The sequence below is a fragment of the Neorhizobium sp. BETTINA12A genome (assembly GCF_023006485.1).
Classification (GTDB): domain Bacteria; phylum Pseudomonadota; class Alphaproteobacteria; order Rhizobiales; family Rhizobiaceae; genus Neorhizobium.
In genome coordinates this window covers 1-16,875 of the sequence record NZ_JALBGW010000029.1, presented here as the reverse complement: position 1 = coordinate 16,875, position 16,875 = coordinate 1, and the positions used below count along the sequence as shown (strand labels likewise).

Genomic DNA, 16,875 nt, shown 5'->3' with positions numbered 1-16,875 from the left:
CACATGATCTGTGCCATGGAGATGTAAATGCCGAACCTGCTGGATGAAACGTCAGGTTTGATGGCGTTCGTGAGGACCGTGGAAGCGGGATCGTTCACGGCGGCGGCGCGCGATCTCAGCACGACACCATCGGCGGTTTCGAAAAGCGTGGCACGGCTGGAGAAGAAGATCGGTACGCGGCTTTTCCTGCGCTCGACTCGAGCGCTGACCCTGACGCAGGACGGGCAGGCATTTTTCGAGCGCGTCGCTCCGCTGCTGCGCGAACTCGATGCGAGCGATGAAGCCATCCGGCCAGAAGCGGCTCCTTCCGGCAGGCTGCGGATCAGCATGCCCGGCGAGCTTGCACCGCTGCTACTCCCCCGCCTGTTCGGTACGTTTGCGAAGGATTATCCGGACTTCCAGCTCGATATCGGGCTGACCGATCGTTTCGTCAATCTAGTTCGTGAGGACTATGACGTCGTCCTGCGCGCCGGCTCGCCAATGCAGGAGGATCTGATCGTCCGCCGCCTGGCGGATCTACCGATGGCGATCGTCGCCTCCCCGGCTCTTCTTGAATTAACCGGACGTCCAAGATCAGTGGATGACCTCTCAGGTCTACCTTTTGCGCGCTACACCATGGATGGTGCCATACAACCTGTCAGGCTTGCGGACGGCACGACGTTCATTCCAAGGGGGCGGGTCGATTGCGACACGGGCTCGGCCCTGATCCAGGCTGCATTGAGCGGGCTTGGCGCAGCCTTTCTTCTGCGATGCCTCGTCGCAGACGACGTGCAAGCCGGCACGCTCGTCGATCTCGCGCCGGAAATCGCACTACCGAAGCTCCCCCTTAATATACTGCATGCTTATGGGCGGACTGTTCCGGCACGTGTAAGACTATTTTGCGATTACATGGCCGGCGAGGCCAGAACCCTCGCCGACCTGTAACTTGGGTGGGTGATAACCAATATCCTGCCTGGTTCTTCGTCGCCGTCCCAGATGGGCGAGGTACCGTTCTGCACCGGGCCGTAAAGTATGCCCATCACTCGTCGAAGGGAGCAGCTGCAACAAGATCGACCGAGGAAGGAACCGTATAGCCCGGAACGAAACGCTCGCCGAAGTCCCGCACGAAATTGTCATAGGTGGTTTCCGGCTGCGTTTTCGCGATATGGCAGAAACAGGAGGTCATTTTCCGCTTCATTCCGAGCCGCGGGAATTCGGCAACGATCGCCCGCACGTCAGATGACGGGATGAAGCTATATTTCAGACCGACCACATCAAAACAAATGCCGGTAGTACAAAGGGCCACTTCAGCCTCCTTGTAGAGCCCGATCGACGGTGTCGAATTGAGCGCAACGCTGTCCCAGATCAACTGGGCGCGCCGTCCGTTGAGCCCCGCTTCCGTCGCGAAATCTCGGGCAAGGTCGGCTGCTTCCACTTCGAAGCGGCGGGGCCCCGCAAATCGATCGTTGAGGGTTATGTCATGCAGCAGCGCGCCGATGGCAAGCACTTCGGCGTCATGGGCTATGTTCTGCAGCTCAGCGAGCTTTACCGCAAAAAGCCAGGAACGCATGACATGATTGAAGAGATAGGGCTCGTAGGCATGGTGCGCGTGCTCTATCGCGCGGTCTATGAGCCGGTTGTGAGGAACTGAAATACCGGCGACTATGCGCATTTCCATCGCAGTCATGTCATCACCTTTTCTGGGGCTTTAGCGGTAGTATTGACGATCGCGCGAGCAGAAATCCGTTGACGCGAAATTGCCGCGAAAAAACTGCATGCGATCTTCTGAATGTCAGACCGCATGCAGTCGCCTATAGGCCGTCAGTAATCCCAGAAAACCGGAACCCAACGGAAGGCGTCGCCGTCGATTGCGACATGCCCGACCGACGGGAACGGCATATGGGTGGCGACCAACAGTTCGCCTGTCGCCGCCAGCTCTCGCAAAAGCCGAACCCGAACGCGGGCAGCTTCCTCGGGGTCATGCTCAAAACCATTGAACCAGTCGGGGTGCTCGAAGCCGACCGCAAAGACGGCGTCGCCTGCAAACATCAGCCGGTCTTTTCCGGAAGCGACGCGGACCACGCTATGTCCGGGCGTATGGCCACCGGTGCGGGAGACGACGACGCCCGGAGCCACCTCTTGTTCCTCGTCGAAAAGGCGCAGCTGGTTGTGGTATTCCTCGGCGAACCGTTTGGCCGCCGCCCGAAGCGCATCCGGGAAACCGGGAGGCATGTTTACACGCGTGAAATCAGGCGCTTCCCAGAATTTAACCTCGGCTGCGGCAACGTGAATCCGCAGGTCGGGACGTAGCCGCTCCTTCACGCCATCGACGATCAGCCCGCCGACGTGGTCCATGTGCATATGGGTCAGCACCACGTCGGTCACCGATCCGAGATCGATGCCGGCGCTCTCCAATCGCTTGACCAGCTGGCCGGCCCGCGGGAGGTTCAATTCCGGATCCAGCCCCAGACCGGCGTCGATGAGGATGACCTGTGCGCCGCTACGCACAACAACCGCATTCAGCGCCCAGTCGAAAGCTTCCTGCGGCAGGAACATACTGTCCAGCCAGGTGGCACGTTCTGCCGCATCGGCATTGTGGCCCAACATCTTGGTCGGAAGGGGCAGCACGCCATCGCTGATTACCAACACTTCGATCTCGCCAATGTTCACCGCATAACGCGACGGAACCAGTTCTTCAGTTGCCGGCCTGCCGGAGCGTGAAGTGTTCTCGATATTCATTTTTGTCTCCTGCTGACCCATCATGGGGGGATTTGCTTCTGCCTGCGTCATAACGCGCTCCTGTTCTGCGGGATTGGAACGTGCGGGGCACGAACCATGCGACGGAGTGTATTGGCGCGCTTTTTGGCGGTCGATTGGGCCGAGGGAGAGGGAGGGCTACACCCAAGAACAGGTAGGTTCTCCCGTTCGTTTACGAGAACGAGGATTAAGTTATGGCCCCGCCATTATTGAGGATGGAGACGCTGATATCTTGAGGATAGGTCTTGGACGAGCGGTGAATCGCTGGTTCATCAATACAGGCGCTCCAAACTGATGCTTGGCCAATCGAACCGACCACGTCTGCGATGAAACAGCCGTGATCTCGTGACTAGGAAAAGCGATGGAAACTCAGGGGCGCTCAGTCTTGCCGCTTGCCTAGCGCATCACGAACGGCCGCAAGCAGAGCATGTCCGTCAAAGGGTTTTCGCAGAAAACCGCCGGCGCCACGGGCTCGGTCCTGATCGGCTATCTCATGCCGCCCGGTGATCAGGAATACGGGAAGTTGCGGGTTCTCCCGCCTGGCAAGGTCGCGAAGTTCAAACCCATCGACCCCAGGCATGCCGATATCGGTGATCAACACATCGACGCCCGCAAGCCCGCGGGCGAGCAGCAATTCTGCGGAAGAGAAGCTGCGGATCAAATATCCGGCCGACTCCAGCAATTCTTCCAGTGATGCAAGAACCCTTGGATCGTCATCGACAACCGCCACCACGGGCTTGCTCATGTTATGCTTCCTCCTGGCCGGTGCGAGTTAGTTTCCGACATATCCGACAACCCGCGATCATGAACCTGCACCTCCATCCGCCGGTAGCGTGAATATGAACTTGGTGCCTCTCGGTTCGTTCCCTTCCGCCCAAAGCTGCCCCCCATGTGCCTCAACGATCGAGCGCGAGATCGCGAGCCCCATGCCCATTCCCTGATCTTTTGTCGTGAAGAAAGGCTCGAATATCTTGTCGGGGAACTGGATGCCGCGTCCCCGGTCGCTAACCTCGATGCGAGCCATGTCGCCCATTCGATGGGCCCGAACCTGAAGGATCCTGTCTTTCGGAACGGAAGCCATGGCGTCCATGCCATTGCGCATGAGATTGACCAGGACCTGCTGGATCTGGACCCGATCGAACGGGACGAGCCTAATGCCGCTTTCGCCCTCGACATCAATGCGGATGCGGCGTCGCGATGCCTCTTCGGCAAGCAGATCGCGGGCCTCGAACACGACGCCGCCAAGCGCCACGCAATCCCTCTTGGCAGGGGTTTGCTTGAACAGGGCACGGATGCGGCCGACGACGTCGGCAGCAGAGTTCGCGCTATGGACGATACGATCCAGCGTTTTCTGCGCCCTTTCGATATTCGGCGGTTCAGCATTGAGCCAGCGCTGGCAGGCACTCGAATAGTTCATCACCGCCGACAGAGGTTGATTGACCTCGTGGGCAATGGATGCCGAAAGCTCGGCAAGACTGGCAGCCTGGCTTGCGCGCGCAAGGTTCTCCTGGGCCAGGCGCAGTTCCTCCTGCGCACGCACTTGATCCTCGATATCGAAGCAAATGCCATTCCACTGCACGATCGTGCCCTCACCGTTGCGCATCGCCGCTGCGCGCGTTTCCACCCAGCGATACACGCCGTCGAACCGCCTCAGGCGATGCCTCTGTGCATAGGGTTCGCCGGTCGATAGCGAATGGCCATATCGTTCTTTGATGGTCGGCAGGTCATCGGGGTGGATTACGGCTTCGAGTGTGCCATCCAGCCGAGGCTTTCCTGCCTCATCCTTGTCTTCGAGATTGAATCCGAGGTATTCGCGAAGTTTTTGACTGCGATATATCGGTTTGCCGTCCGGCATGGCGCAATAAATCAATGCGGGCAGCGTTTCGACGAGCTGTTGAAGATGCCGTTCGCTCACGCGCACCGCCTCCTCGGCCATCACCAAATCGTGGATGTCGGAACTCACGCCGTACCATTGGAGGATGATGCCGGTCTCGTCCCGTAAGGGTTCCGCCCGGGTCTCCGTCCAGCGATAACTGCCATCGGCACGGCGCTGACGATATCTCTGGATATACGGAGCGCCCGTGGCGAATGAATGCCGGACGGCCTGGCGCACCAATTCCCGACTATCCGGGTGTACGACGCTCAGTGAAGGCGACCCATCCGGTGCTGTGATATCCTTGAGAGTGGCGCCCGTCACTTCGGTAAAAGGTTTGTTGACATAAGTCGGCGTTCCGTCGGCCGTTGTGCTCCAGATCAGCGCGGGCACGGTGTCAATAAGTTGTTGCAGTTGCCTTTCACGCTCGCGTAGGGCCGCTTCCGTTCTTTTGTAGACGTCGATATCCAGTGTCGCACCGTACCATCCTGTGATGCGTTCCTGACTGTCGCGTGTCGGCCGGGCCGCGGCGCGATGCCAGACATAGGCTCCATTGGCGCGTAGTACCCGATATTCGACATTCCAGTGTTCACCCGTCCTCAGGGCCTGGCGCAACGACTCGCCGACCCGTTTGCGATCCTCCGGATGCGTACCTCGCTGCCAACCCTGCTCGCCGCCTTCCAAGAATGGTTTGCCCTCCAGCAGCTCGTTCAGGTCCTCGAGCGTCATCGCTATAGAGGTCTGCGCAGTCGGCGTTGCGTAGGTGAACTGCCCGGACGCGTCCATCGCCCATGCGCCGCCATAGAGGTTCTCGATGGCAAGCGCAGCCCGCACCGCTTCACCGGTCTCACCGAAAGAGCTCGCGGTCGTCCACCGCTTATCCTGCCTTGCCACCGCCGGATCCACATCGACGCTGATGCCGTATTCGGGTTCCACCCGAAACTCGACCCAGCGGTAGTTCCCATCGGCTTGAAGCTGCCGGTAGCTGCTGACCTGAGGAACGCCGTGAAAGAACGCCCGCGCAGTTGCCTGCTCCACGGTGGGCCGGTCGTGCGGGTGAACGGCGTCCATCGACAAGAACGCTTCGGGTGTGGTGTTGTTGAGCGCGCGGGCGACGCCGACAATACGGTCGCGCCGCGGCGACGGCGTATCGGTATCGATCACCGTACCATACCACCCGGTAATGGTACCGTCGTCGTTGCGCACCGGATGCCCGGTGCTGCGCGTCCAGCCCCACATACCGTCCGCACGCAGCATGCGATGTTCCACGTTGTAATGTTCGCCAGTCTGCAGGCAACGCTGCCACATGGCGGCCGCGCCTTCGTAGTCCTCCGGATGGACGACCCGGCTCCAGCCCAAAGTATTGTCGTCCAGTGGCGAGTTGAGGTCTTCCAAAGCGAGACCGAAAAAGGCGAGTGCAGCCGGCGTCACATAGATAAAATTGCCGCCGGCATCGGTTGCCCAGCCATTGCCGGTGATCCGCTCGACGACCTTTGCCGCCTGTACGGCATCAATATCGGGTGACCTTACCGATCCCCCACCACTACCCATCCCCGAAGCTCCGGCGGACTTCGACATGCCTCAACCCGATCCCATTTCATTTGAGATCGCCATGGTGCGCTTAAATCGAAACTACGCCACGGCCTCTCCACAAAAGACGGTATACGGGAGCTTGCGACAAAAACACCTGTTCCGAAGGATAGGGCGAAGATTCGCGAGGCAATTCAGCTTTCGATCGTAGCAAGTGCCAGCAGATATCCGATCCAAGCGCGGCGCAAAGAGGCAATGCCGGGATCGTGCGGCTCGCTTTGCCCTCCATATTCAGCTGCTGAAGATCGTCCGGATCGACTTCAGAAAAGCGGTGGCAGTCCGCTCGTGTTTCTCTTCTGCAAGTCGTAGATCGCGGATGTCTCCAGAGCCCGAGGACAGCATTGCCGCGATCTCCTCGGCTATTGCCGGTCGTTCGGCGATCAGCTGCGCAAAACTTTTCTGGTCGATCTCGTAAGCAGTGACTCGCGTCAGGGCTTGCAGCGTGTAGGCCTCCTCCGTTCCCGCCAGAAGGCCGGTTCCCCCAAAGAAGTCGCCCGAGGAAAGGCGTCTTTTTTCCTGTTCGTCGTGCTGCATCGATACGACGCCGGTGCGGATGATCATCATCCAAGGTAGCGCCTGCCCCTGGGCGACGATGACGTCACCCTTGCGATATTCGCGCTCGATGCCAGACTGAGCCAATTTTTCTCTTTCGGATTGCGTCAGCCCGGAGAGGATCGGGTTCTCATCGATAACCTCCTGCAGCATCGCTTCAGGCGGTCGAGGTGTTTCTTTCAAGTAAGTTCCGTCCGCGATGGCGATCGCCGAGGGCGGCATCGCAAGGTGCAGCCCGGACGATCGGCAATGACGGTAGAATCGATCGATCACCTCGTTCTGAGCCGTTATTCTCAGCAGTGGATTGCTCACGCGGAAAAACAGACGGATTTCCAGCGCGGTGGCATCGAGGCCGCTGAACGAGACCAGTGGCGGTGGCTCGCGCATGATCGAATTGCAGCCGGCCAGAACCGTCAACATGGCCTCCTCGACAATCGAGGGTGCGTGCGTCGGGACCAGCCGTACCGTCATCTTTAGGAGATGCGTTTCGTCGGGCCGGCTGACATTGGTCAGCTTCAGCTTGGCAAGGACACTGTTAGGCAGCACGACGATATTGTTGGCGCCCGTCAGAATTTGCGTCGAACGCCAGGTGCTTGCGGTAACTCGTCCTTCCGTGCCGTCCTCAAGGAGAATCCAGTCGCCTAGCGCATAAGTATGCCCGAGATTGAGGGCGACACCGGAGAAGACGTCGCCGAGTGTATTCTGAAGGGCAAGACCAAGTGCAATGGCGATGACGCCGGACGTCGCGATCAGCGTGCCGACAGGAGCGCCGAAAACGAAAGCCAGGGCGGCGAGCGTGACGCACATATAGACGACGCCGACGACAATATCCTGCAGCAGGCGGGCCTCGCGAGGCCTACCTTCCAAAACCAGATAGATACGCACGAACCCGATGACGGCCCAGGAGAGATGGAGCCACCACAACAATTGGCCGAAGACGATGAATACGGCACGCTCGTCGCCGATCCGCAGGCCTTGGGATTGACCGAGCGGAATATCTTCGAAAACGAGGACGGAGGTCATAGCCGTGAAAAAGACGATCTGCACCACGAGCCGCAGATTGGAGCGCAATGGGCCGATGAGCTTCCAAACGGCCATCCCGGTCAAACCTAGAATGATCAGCCATGCGAGCGGTTCGGCGGCGATTTCACCCAGATATGCCTGAAGCATGATGATCGTCCCGGTGTTCGGAGGTCAGTAGCCGATGCCGGCGACGTAGTTCGCCAGCATGTGTTCCTGCAACTGCTCCTGCTCGAAGAGAACCTTTAGGGCGTCGCGGATATCGAGAACGCCGAGAGGCTTTGCATCCGCGCCGAGGACCGGCATGTTCTGGATGCGGTTTTCCACCATGACCTGCCATGTCGCCTGTAGTTCATCTGCCGGGCTGCAGGAAATGATGTTGCGGCTCATCAGCGCCTCGACGCTTGCATTCGCCTCGCGGTCAGCCAGATGGCGAATAAGATCGGATTTGCTGAGTACCCCGGCTGCCTTTCCGTGTCGCTCGCTGACGACGACAAGTCCAATGCCCGGATTGGAAAGTGTTAGGGCGGCGGCCTGCAGTGTAGCGGCGACATCGATCACCATCAGGCGGGCCGATGTCATGGGATAGAGTTTTTCGATGCGCATGGTTTTCCTCCTGACGGCGCTCGCGGGCACGGCCGGGCATGTCGGTATTGATTGCAATCGGAACCGGAATGGCGCCGGCCAGAGGGCGCCATTCCGTCATTGATGTCAGGCGAGAACCGCCTTTCCCGTTCGAGCTTACTTTTCGTAGGTCGTCAGATTGGTTTCATTCGTGTCGACCACGAACACGGCAAGGAGGCGAGCACGCTCCGTCTTGCTTGCATTTTCGCTCACGGCGTGATGGTCGCCGGGAAACTCGGAAAAGTTCTCGCCGGCATGGTAGACGGTCACCGGCCCGCCATTGACCTTGCTGGTTATCGCTCCTTCCAGAACCGTCGCATAAATGAAGGCGGATTTGGGATGCGTGTGAGCGGGCGAGGTGCCGCCGGGCGCATATTCGACGAGCACGCCCTTCATGCTCTTACCGGGCACGTTGGGCAGTGGCTGGTCGTAGACCACCGTTACCTTTTCATCGCTGTGGTCATCATCCGCCGAAACCGCAGCCGCGGAGGCAAATACGAGAGCCGCCGCGCAAAGAAATATCCTGATCATCTTCGTCTCCTGGTAAATAAGGCTTGCCAACCCGAAAGACCGGTGAAGCCGGGAGGAATTTGCGAGGGAGTCGCTTACTTTTTCTGGGCGGCAGGGGACTGGAGCCAGTCCTCGAAGCGAATCGCGCCGAGGCGGGCGCCGGCATCCGGAACCAGTGTCCGGTCGTCGATCTCGACCTCGAAATAACGGGCATGCGGATCGGCGAGGATGGTACGCGGATCGTGGGTGGCCTTGAGGTAACGCCCGATGAATTCATTCATCGGTGCGCGCTCGGGGCCGGCGATCTCGATCATACCGTTCGCCGGTTCGGCTAGAGCGGCATCAGCCATGGCGTCGGCAACGTTGTCTGCTGCGATCGGCTGAAAAGCGCCCGTCGGCACGCGAACATTCGTTCCTTCGGTTGCCGACTGGGCGATGGCACCCACGAACTCGAAGAACTGGGTGGCATGGACGATTGTGTAAGGCACTCCTGAGCTGCGGATATGCTCTTCCTGACGCAGCTTGGCGCGGAAATATCCCATCGCCTGCATACGGTCCGTGCCGACGACCGACAACGCGACATGATGACGAACGCCTGCGGTCTTTTCCGCCGCAAAGAGGTTGCGACCAGCTGCATCGAAAAATTCCATGGCGGCTTTCTCGTCGAAGGACGGCGAGTTCGCCAGATCGATAACCACCTCGGCACCGGTCAGAGCTCCAGCAAGACCTTCTCCAGTCACTGTGTTCACGCCCGAATTTGGAGATGCAGCAAGCACCTCATGTCCCTTCTTGCGAAGCCGTTCGACGGTTTTCGAACCAATGAGGCCCGTGCCTCCAATAACGACGATCTTCATGTCCTATCTCCTGGTTTCAAGTTTGATATTGAGTTGCGGGTCTGCTGCCGGCGTTATTCCACCGAGGCTGCTTCCTCGATCAAAGAGACTATTTCCTTGGGATGCGAGACCGTCAGGGCATGCGAACCGCCCTCGATGACGATGGTCTTCACCGCATGCGCTCGCTTCGCCATGAAGCTCATCACGGCTGGCGGGATGTTGCGATCGGCGGAACCGTAAATCGCGTAGGAAGGCAGCGTCTTCCAGGAGGCGGCGCCCGACGGTTCGGCCAATGCGGCCTGCGCGATTGGGCGCTGGGTGGCCGCCATCAGCCGCGCCGCGTCTTCGGGCACGTCGGCGGCAAACTGATCGTGGAACCGGTCCGGCCGGATGTAAAGATCTTGGCCGCCGCCCGGCAGCGCAGTCGTCGTCAACGCGTCCCCCAGCGTGCTGCCGGGAAATTTTCCCGAAAGGCTCGCGCTGGATTCACCGGTCTCCGGAGCAAAGGCGGCGACGTAGACCAAGGCCTTCACATTCGAATTTCCGTTGGCCGCTTCGGTGATGACCGGCCCACCGTAGGAATGACCGACCAGCACGACCGGTCCCGAAATCGAGCGGAGGACGCTTGCGACAGTCGCGGCATCGCTGGCAACGCTGCGGAGCGGATTGGCAGCGGCGATCGCCGTATAGCCGTCCTTGGCGAGCGCACCGATCACGCCGTTCCAGCTCGACGACTCGGCGAATGCGCCGTGCACCAGCACGATCGTCGGCTTGGCTCGCGGTTCCGCGGCCTGTGCGAATGCCGCAACTGCCGTGCCCACCGTTGCGGCGAGCGTCAGAGTTTTGATGATATCGCGCATCTTATGTCTCCTGTTAGAGCCTCTTCGACCGGTCAGGAGAATGCGTCACGGCGGGCCGCCAGCCTATCGAACAGAGGCATCGACCATCTAGTCCCAGAGTACAGGTAGGATAGATCGGGTGATTAGATTATCCTGCCTGAACTCAGGACAATCGCTCCCGCGGCGAGCGAGGGGCTCACGCTTTGCCGATGATCGGCGGTTAAAGCTCGAAGACATTCCCCAGCCTTCAGGGCCCTGTGGCGAAGGAAGAGGCGTCCGGCGCTTATGCGCCAAGACTAGTCGCTTCGGGGGGCAGCTTTTGGTTGTGAGGATAGCATTGCGCAGACTCAAGCCTGCGGCGTCTCGCGAAGACTGGAGGGCAATGAATCCCAGGCGCGAATGAGTTCGCCGATGGAAATAGCCCGCATCTTGCGCATGACATTGCTGCGGTGGAGTTTAACGGTGATCTCGCTGATCCCGAGTTCGAAAGCGATCTGTTTGTTGAGGCGGCCGCGCGCAACTTCACGAAGCACCTGACGTTCGCGCGGCGTCAGCGTCGCGAACCGGCTGGAATGCTGATGGATGTTCTCCGCCTGCGCCCTCTGCTCCACGTCCCGCTGAATGCCTGCAATCACGGCGTCCAACAACGTCTGGTCGCGCACCGGTTTCGTCAGGAAATCGACGGCGCCGGCCTTCATGGCTTGCACCGTCATCGGAATGTCGCCGTATCCCGTGAGAAAGACGATGGGTTTCGTAATTCCGCGCGCCGAGAGTTGATGCTGCAAGTCAAGACCACTCGCGCCGGGCATTCGGACATCCAGCACCAGGCAGCCGGGCCGATCGGGGAGACCGGCGCTCAACAGTTCTCTGGGCGACGGGAAACAGGCGACATCGAGCCCGACGGATTCCATGAGTTCCTGAAGGGAGTTACGAACGTCCTCGTCGTCGTCGACGACGAGGACCAATGGATTATCCGCAGTGACGGTTAAGGTGGCCATCGGATCACCTCCCGAGAAGGCGGGGAACAGGCATTACGAAGCGTCTCCCGCCAACCGAATCGTCTCCCGGCTGAATGGGCAACAGCGAGTGAGAAAGGCCGCTGCCTGCCAGGACGAATGTATCCTTCATTGCTCTACATCCCCATATACCCGAGCGGCCGCGTTTTCAGTCCGCCAGCCGCAACTTCACGTCCTGCTTCGCCCGCGCTTCACGGCAACGCTCCATCTTCCGCAGCAGGCCCGCGGGTCCGGGTCCTTGCCCTTTCGATAAGCCATTTGCGAACATCGTCGGAGAATGCTGGCGGCGCCTTGCGCTCCAAATCGCCGGCAATATCGGCCAGCGTCTGGCTCGCAAGCGAATCCCGCATCGCCTTCTCCGCGCGCAGCATCACCGCGTGGATTGCGCATACGCCTTTCGTTGCCCATGACGGCGGCCGCTCCCGATATACGGCGCAGCGGCCGCGGATCTCCTGGCAGTCGAACAAGGGTTTCTTACCTTCGATCGCATCGACAACCTCCAGAACCGTGATATCTTCGGGCTGCCTTGCGAGCAGATATCCCCCTTTGATGCCCTCGGAGGCGGACACGATCCCCGCCTTTTCCAGCTTCGGAAATACCTTCGCCAGAAAACTCCGGGAAATTCCCTGAAAATCCGCCAGGTCGCGGCTGCTGAGCGGCGTTCCGGGCGAACTCGCCAACCACAGGAGACAATGCAGCCCGTATTCCACACCTGCCGTCATATGCGCCATAACTCGGACTATAATTGTCTGAGTTATGGCTGGCAAGCACTAATTTGGATCATCTCGCGAAGTACCGTCATCAACCCATGGCAATCGCTCACCGCCGGAGCAGGCGGCGCGTCCACAGGTCGTTGCAACCGTCATAGGCGTTCAGCAATTGGCAAATTTATAACGACCCGGGTTCCGGCACCGAGGTTGCTCTCAATCGCCACACATCCACCGACGTCTTCAACGAAGCGCTTTACCATCGGCAGACCGAAGCCGCCGAGACCTGTCGCTCTCGTTGTGAAAAACGGCTCGAAAGCGTGCTGCAGCGTGTGGGGGCTCATTCCGAGGCCGCTGTCTACGACAGTTATCTCAATTGCGGAAGATCCGTAGTCTCCAACGCGGCGGGCGGCAAGCGAGATGGTCCCTCCGTTCGGCATGGCATCGAAGGCGTTTGTTAGTAGGTTCATGATGGCGCACTGCAAGTTAATTCGGCTGCATTTCAGCGATGGCAGATCCGAATCCACATGCAAATCGACCCGTACTTCGCGTCGCCAGATGCTTTCAACCATCGCCTGAAGCTCCGTCAGGCAAGCTGCTATGCAGACGCTTTCAACCTGGGTCTCGCCCTCGCGTGCCCGACGCATGGTCTGATCCACAAGGGTACCCGCACGGACAAGAGACATTTTGGCACTGGCAACAATCGGCGGCAGGCTTGGATCGACCTCCAAATAAGGGCTGCGTGAGAGTATATTCAAAGCGGATGCCGCAACCTGTATAAGATTTCCCAGATCGTGAACCGTACCGGGTAAAGGATCCGCCGGTCCGCCTGTCACCAGAGCATTCGGAACAGAGGGCGGGAGACCGCTTTGGGCCGGGAAACCTATCTCGAGATGCGACATGAGATCCTCCATGGGCGCAGAACCGGCCCAGAACGGCCGGCAACGCACCGCATCCTAAGGGACTCTAAGGTTGAGATCGATCAAGCTAAGGATGGGAAAACCCCATACTGAAGGATACCTTCGCGCATGTCATGGTCCGACGCTAGGCGGCACGGCTGGCGTGCGATCTGGTGGACCTAACTCGATCGATAATAGCTACTCGCAATGGGATTAGCGGAGTTGCGGGGCTAACCGCGTGAGCGACCCATCCGTATGGGTGGACGGCGGCACTGCTGCATTGGGCCGTGTTGGCCCGCATCGCCAGCGAATATCCGCGCCGCCGCGCAGGCCGACATGGGCTCGCTATGACGTCGGGCTGGATGTTCTGCCCCACCCTCAGAGCGGCGGTAGCTCGCGTGCTTGATGACTGAGAGCTCCTGTCCACGGATCTGCATTAGTCGGCCGCTTGGCTGCCATTTCGAGATTGGCCCGCTAAGCTGTCGCCTTGGCTGCACGTTGACGCCTCTTTGATGCTGCGTCTTGTTGACGCTTCCGTTGCTTTCGCTCAGCTTCCGATAGGCCACCGTGTGTCACATATTCCCGGACAGTCGATGCGTTTGTGCCGGCACGCCGGCGATAGGCATCCCGTCGCAACCGACGTTCGCGCTCGTCAGCTGGGCGAGTTGCTCCGCAGTCAATGGATAACGGCCGGGCCTCACGGATTCCCCTCGCGCCGCTGTTCTTGTCGTTCAGCAGTTGCAATCTTGCTTTGAAGGCCGGCGACAGCGCTGTGGAGCCGAGAAAGTGCGATTCTACGGTCGGGGCCTAGCGCCTCTCGAAGCTCTGTCTTGCCATCCAGGAAAAGACGAAGCGATTTTGGTATTACTAGACGTGCGAAATAGCGACCGTCGCGGTTGAGTAAATAGCGTGGCTGCCGAGCCATGAAAGGCCCCGAAAAGCAAGAGCTTCAATGAAATCAACGGGGAAGGATGGTGCTGCTAGAGAGATTTGAACTCTCGGCCTCTCCCTTACCAAGGGAGTGCTCTACCCCTGAGCTATAGCAGCGTCAGCCGGCGCGAAAGACCCGCGTCGTCGGCAGCGGCCTATTGCCATAGGTTCACCGGCAGCGCAAGCCGCAAATTCCAAGTTCTTTGCCAACGGGTGGGGAAAACGTCGCTTCCGCTTTCAAGAATCCCGCTTTTTCGGTATGGAGGGCCATGGCGAATGATGACGAACGGCACGATTCCGAAGGTGGGGATAGCGGCGAAGGCCGCGGCGACCGGCACCGCAGGGCGATGGAAGCCCGCGAAGCGCAGCGCAAGGCGAAGGCTGCGGCCAAGCTTCGCGAGAATCTGATGCGCCGCAAGACCCAGGCGCGGGCCCGCCGGGCCGGCGAGGAGGATCTGACCCAGGGCCTTCCCGCCGCAGAACCGGCACTGCCTGCCGCAAAAACGGACGAATCATCGTAGCTTATGCGCCAGACGGGCTATTCGGGCAGGCCATTTTAGCAATCATTGAAGCAGCGGCGGATTTCGTTTAAGGACGCCTCCTTTCGCGCTCTCAGAAGGAAGAGTTACAACTTATGGATCGCATCAGAATTGTAGGCGGCAACGAACTCAAGGGCACCATTCCGATCTCGGGAGCGAAAAATGCCGCTCTGCCGCTGATGATCGCCTCCCTTCTGACGAGCGACACGCTGACGCTCGAAAACGTGCCGCATCTGGCCGACGTGGAACAGCTGCTGCGCATTCTCGGCAACCATGGGGTCGACGTTGCCGTCAACGGCCGCCGCGAACGCCAGGAAGAGAGCTATTCACGCACCATCAATTTCACCTGCCGCACCATCGTCGATACGACCGCCCCTTATGAGCTGGTCTCGAAGATGCGGGCCAGCTTCTGGGTCATCGGGCCGCTGCTTGCCCGCGAAGGCCAGGCGCGTGTTTCGCTGCCGGGCGGCTGCGCGATCGGCACGCGTCCGGTCGATCTCTTCCTCGAAGGTCTTCAGACGCTCGGCGCCACCCTGGAGGTGGACGGCGGTTATGTGAACGCCACGGCCCCCAAGGGCGGCCTGATCGGCGCCACTTACGTCTTCCCGAAAGTGTCGGTCGGCGCGACCCACGTGATGATGATGGCGGCGACGCTTGCGCGCGGCACGACGGTGATCGAAAACGCCGCCCGTGAGCCGGAGGTCGTCGATCTCGCAAAATGCCTGACTGCCATGGGCGCCAGGATTTCCGGCGCCGGCACCCGGACGATCACCATCGAGGGTGTCACGTCGCTCTCCGGCGCCCGCCACCGGGTCCTGCCGGATCGCATCGAGACCGGTACCTATGCCATGGCTGTGGCGATGGCCGGCGGCGACGTCGTGCTCGAGGGCACGGAAGCATCGTTGCTCGACAACGCCCTCGACACGCTGCGTTTGGCCGGCGCCCGCATCACCGAGACCGAGACCGGCCTGCGCGTGGTGCGCAACGGCAACGGCATCCAGCCGGTCGATATCACCACCGAGCCATTCCCGGGTTTCCCGACCGACCTGCAGGCGCAGTTCATGGCGCTGATGACCCGCTCTTCGGGTGTCTCGAACATTACCGAGACGATTTTCGAAAATCGCTTCATGCATGTGCAGGAGCTTGCCCGCCTCGGCGCCAGGATTTCGCTGTCCGGCCAGAAGGCCCGGGTTGAAGGCGTGACCCGGCTGAAGGGCGCTCCGGTCATGGCGACCGACCTGCGCGCTTCCGTCTCGCTGGTGATTGCCGGCCTTGCCGCCGAAGGGGAAACCATGGTCAGCCGCGTTTATCACCTGGACCGCGGCTTCGAACGGCTGGAAGAAAAGCTCACCCGCTGCGGTGCAGTGGTCGAGCGCGTCAGCGACTGATCGGTCCGCAAGGCTGATATTTATAAAGGCTGAGATTTATGAAGGACGGCTGGGCATTGCCCTTGCCGTCCTTTTTTGCATGTCTATCTCTTGCATACGCCCCTCTCTAATCCCGCCTCATATTGTTTGATCCGGCACCCCCACGGAGATTTCCCCATGACCGATCTTCAAGCCCCCGTCTGGTTCATCACCGGCTGCTCCACCGGCTTCGGCCGCGAACTTGCCAAACTGACCATCGAGCGCGGCTGGCCAACCGTCGTCACCGCCCGCGGCAAGGATCGCGTCGCCGATCTGGCCGAGGGCAGGGACCATGTTCTGGCGCTCGATCTCGACGTGACGAACATGAAGCAGGTTTCTGATGCGGTTTCGGCTGCCGAGCGGAAGTTCGGACGCATCGACGTGCTGGTCAACAACGCCGGCTACGGTTACCAGGCCTCGATCGAGGAGGGCGAGGAGGACGAGATCCGCGCCATGTTCGACGCCAATGTCTTCGGCCTGTTCGCGATGACCCGCGCCGTGCTGCCGGGCATGCGTGCGAAGCGCAAGGGCCATATCCTCAACATCACCTCGATGGCCGGCTTCATGGGCCTTCCGAGCTCCGGTTATTATGCGGCGAGCAAACATGCGGTCGAAGGTTTTTCCGATGCGCTCGCCCATGAAGGCGCGCCGCTTGGCATCAAGGTCACCTGCGTCGAGCCCGGTCCGTTCCGCACCGACTGGGCCGGCCGATCCCTGAAGCAGACGCCGAGCACGATCGCCGATTATTCCGAGACGGCGGCCGCCCGCATGGGCGCGACAGCCGGCTATCGCGGCCGCCAG

At 60.2% G+C, this 16,875-nt stretch carries 17 protein-coding genes and 1 tRNA gene; 4 read left to right on the top strand and 14 right to left on the bottom strand.

The annotated features are described in order from the left end of the window. Window positions 1-27 precede the first annotated feature (27 nt). Window positions 28-924, top strand: a complete 897-nt coding sequence (locus MOV61_RS10740; protein ID WP_247136564.1) for a LysR family transcriptional regulator — start codon at window positions 28-30, stop codon at window positions 922-924. A gap of 94 nt (window positions 925-1,018) precedes the next feature. Here MOV61_RS10740 and MOV61_RS10735 read toward each other — a convergent pair whose 3' ends face one another. From MOV61_RS10735 to MOV61_RS10675, 14 genes are all read right to left on the bottom strand, one after another. Beyond that, window positions 1,019-1,666 (bottom strand): hypothetical protein, encoded by a 648-nt coding sequence (locus MOV61_RS10735; RefSeq protein WP_247136563.1) that lies wholly within the window; start codon window positions 1,664-1,666, stop codon window positions 1,019-1,021. 134 nt (window positions 1,667-1,800) lie between these two features. Beyond that, the gene (locus MOV61_RS10730; RefSeq protein WP_408962367.1) at window positions 1,801-2,718 is read right to left on the bottom strand and encodes an MBL fold metallo-hydrolase; all 918 of its coding nucleotides are present in this window, start codon (window positions 2,716-2,718) and stop codon (window positions 1,801-1,803) included. A 397-nt stretch (window positions 2,719-3,115) separates the two neighbouring features. Continuing rightward, window positions 3,116-3,481 (bottom strand): response regulator transcription factor, encoded by a 366-nt coding sequence (locus MOV61_RS10725; RefSeq protein ID WP_040124136.1) that lies wholly within the window; start codon window positions 3,479-3,481, stop codon window positions 3,116-3,118. A 57-nt stretch (window positions 3,482-3,538) separates the two neighbouring features. Then, window positions 3,539-6,187, bottom strand: coding sequence for a PAS domain-containing protein (locus MOV61_RS10720; protein WP_244447591.1), 2,649 nt, complete (start codon window positions 6,185-6,187; stop codon window positions 3,539-3,541). A 243-nt stretch (window positions 6,188-6,430) separates the two neighbouring features. Beyond that, complete coding sequence (locus MOV61_RS10715; RefSeq protein WP_247136561.1) at window positions 6,431-7,921, bottom strand: mechanosensitive ion channel family protein; 1,491 nt, start codon at window positions 7,919-7,921, stop codon at window positions 6,431-6,433. 24 nt (window positions 7,922-7,945) lie between these two features. Next, complete coding sequence (locus MOV61_RS10710) at window positions 7,946-8,377, bottom strand: CBS domain-containing protein (protein ID WP_247136560.1); 432 nt, start codon at window positions 8,375-8,377, stop codon at window positions 7,946-7,948. A gap of 135 nt (window positions 8,378-8,512) precedes the next feature. Beyond that, window positions 8,513-8,926, bottom strand: coding sequence for a cupin domain-containing protein (locus MOV61_RS10705; RefSeq protein WP_040124131.1), 414 nt, complete (start codon window positions 8,924-8,926; stop codon window positions 8,513-8,515). A gap of 74 nt (window positions 8,927-9,000) precedes the next feature. After that, a complete protein-coding gene (locus MOV61_RS10700; RefSeq protein ID WP_247136559.1) occupies window positions 9,001-9,759 on the bottom strand; it encodes an SDR family oxidoreductase in 759 nt (252 codons plus the stop codon). Between the two features lie 53 nt (window positions 9,760-9,812). Then, the gene (locus MOV61_RS10695) at window positions 9,813-10,598 is read right to left on the bottom strand and encodes an alpha/beta fold hydrolase (protein WP_247136558.1); all 786 of its coding nucleotides are present in this window, start codon (window positions 10,596-10,598) and stop codon (window positions 9,813-9,815) included. Between the two features lie 326 nt (window positions 10,599-10,924). After that, window positions 10,925-11,575 (bottom strand): response regulator transcription factor, encoded by a 651-nt coding sequence (locus MOV61_RS10690; RefSeq protein ID WP_247136557.1) that lies wholly within the window; start codon window positions 11,573-11,575, stop codon window positions 10,925-10,927. A 209-nt stretch (window positions 11,576-11,784) separates the two neighbouring features. Next, entirely contained in the window at window positions 11,785-12,315 is a 531-nt protein-coding gene (locus MOV61_RS10685; RefSeq protein WP_309493800.1) for an Rrf2 family transcriptional regulator, read from the bottom strand. Between the two features lie 140 nt (window positions 12,316-12,455). Continuing rightward, window positions 12,456-13,202: a sensor histidine kinase gene (locus MOV61_RS10680; protein WP_247136555.1), complete on the bottom strand. Its 747-nt coding sequence runs from the start codon at window positions 13,200-13,202 to the stop codon at window positions 12,456-12,458. Window positions 13,203-13,896: 694 nt separating this feature from the next. Further along, complete coding sequence (locus MOV61_RS30570) at window positions 13,897-14,124, bottom strand: DUF6538 domain-containing protein (protein ID WP_408962366.1); 228 nt, start codon at window positions 14,122-14,124, stop codon at window positions 13,897-13,899. 47 nt (window positions 14,125-14,171) lie between these two features. Continuing rightward, window positions 14,172-14,246: transfer RNA gene (locus MOV61_RS10675), tRNA-Thr, on the bottom strand. A gap of 152 nt (window positions 14,247-14,398) precedes the next feature. Here MOV61_RS10675 and MOV61_RS10670 point away from each other — a divergent pair. The 3 genes from MOV61_RS10670 to MOV61_RS10660 form a co-directional block, all read left to right on the top strand. Then, window positions 14,399-14,650, top strand: a complete 252-nt coding sequence (locus tag MOV61_RS10670; protein ID WP_247136554.1) for a hypothetical protein — start codon at window positions 14,399-14,401, stop codon at window positions 14,648-14,650. 113 nt (window positions 14,651-14,763) lie between these two features. After that, window positions 14,764-16,056, top strand: a complete 1,293-nt coding sequence (gene murA / locus MOV61_RS10665) for a UDP-N-acetylglucosamine 1-carboxyvinyltransferase (RefSeq protein WP_247136553.1) — start codon at window positions 14,764-14,766, stop codon at window positions 16,054-16,056. 156 nt (window positions 16,057-16,212) lie between these two features. Then, the coding region (locus MOV61_RS10660) for an oxidoreductase (protein WP_247136552.1) at window positions 16,213-16,875 on the top strand (663 nt) is incomplete at its 3' end.

Coding starts and splice junctions, on each gene's coding strand:
- MOV61_RS10720 (WP_244447591.1), bottom strand. CDS start 6,187: ATGTCGAAGTCCGCCGGAGCTTCGGGGATGGGTAGTGGTGGGGGATCG.
- MOV61_RS30570 (WP_408962366.1), bottom strand. CDS start 14,124: ATGGCTCGGCAGCCACGCTATTTACTCAACCGCGACGGTCGCTATTTC.
- MOV61_RS10735 (WP_247136563.1), bottom strand. CDS start 1,666: ATGACTGCGATGGAAATGCGCATAGTCGCCGGTATTTCAGTTCCTCAC.
- MOV61_RS10685 (WP_309493800.1), bottom strand. CDS start 12,315: ATGACGGCAGGTGTGGAATACGGGCTGCATTGTCTCCTGTGGTTGGCG.
- MOV61_RS10680 (WP_247136555.1), bottom strand. CDS start 13,202: ATGTCGCATCTCGAGATAGGTTTCCCGGCCCAAAGCGGTCTCCCGCCC.
- MOV61_RS10700 (WP_247136559.1), bottom strand. CDS start 9,759: ATGAAGATCGTCGTTATTGGAGGCACGGGCCTCATTGGTTCGAAAACC.
- MOV61_RS10705 (WP_040124131.1), bottom strand. CDS start 8,926: ATGATCAGGATATTTCTTTGCGCGGCGGCTCTCGTATTTGCCTCCGCG.
- MOV61_RS10725 (WP_040124136.1), bottom strand. CDS start 3,481: ATGAGCAAGCCCGTGGTGGCGGTTGTCGATGACGATCCAAGGGTTCTT.
- MOV61_RS10715 (WP_247136561.1), bottom strand. CDS start 7,921: ATGCTTCAGGCATATCTGGGTGAAATCGCCGCCGAACCGCTCGCATGG.
- MOV61_RS10695 (WP_247136558.1), bottom strand. CDS start 10,598: ATGCGCGATATCATCAAAACTCTGACGCTCGCCGCAACGGTGGGCACG.
- MOV61_RS10710 (WP_247136560.1), bottom strand. CDS start 8,377: ATGCGCATCGAAAAACTCTATCCCATGACATCGGCCCGCCTGATGGTG.
- MOV61_RS10690 (WP_247136557.1), bottom strand. CDS start 11,575: ATGGCCACCTTAACCGTCACTGCGGATAATCCATTGGTCCTCGTCGTC.
- MOV61_RS10670 (WP_247136554.1), top strand. CDS start 14,399: ATGGCGAATGATGACGAACGGCACGATTCCGAAGGTGGGGATAGCGGC.
- murA (WP_247136553.1), top strand. CDS start 14,764: ATGGATCGCATCAGAATTGTAGGCGGCAACGAACTCAAGGGCACCATT.
- MOV61_RS10730 (WP_408962367.1), bottom strand. CDS start 2,718: ATGAATATCGAGAACACTTCACGCTCCGGCAGGCCGGCAACTGAAGAA.
- MOV61_RS10740 (WP_247136564.1), top strand. CDS start 28: ATGCCGAACCTGCTGGATGAAACGTCAGGTTTGATGGCGTTCGTGAGG.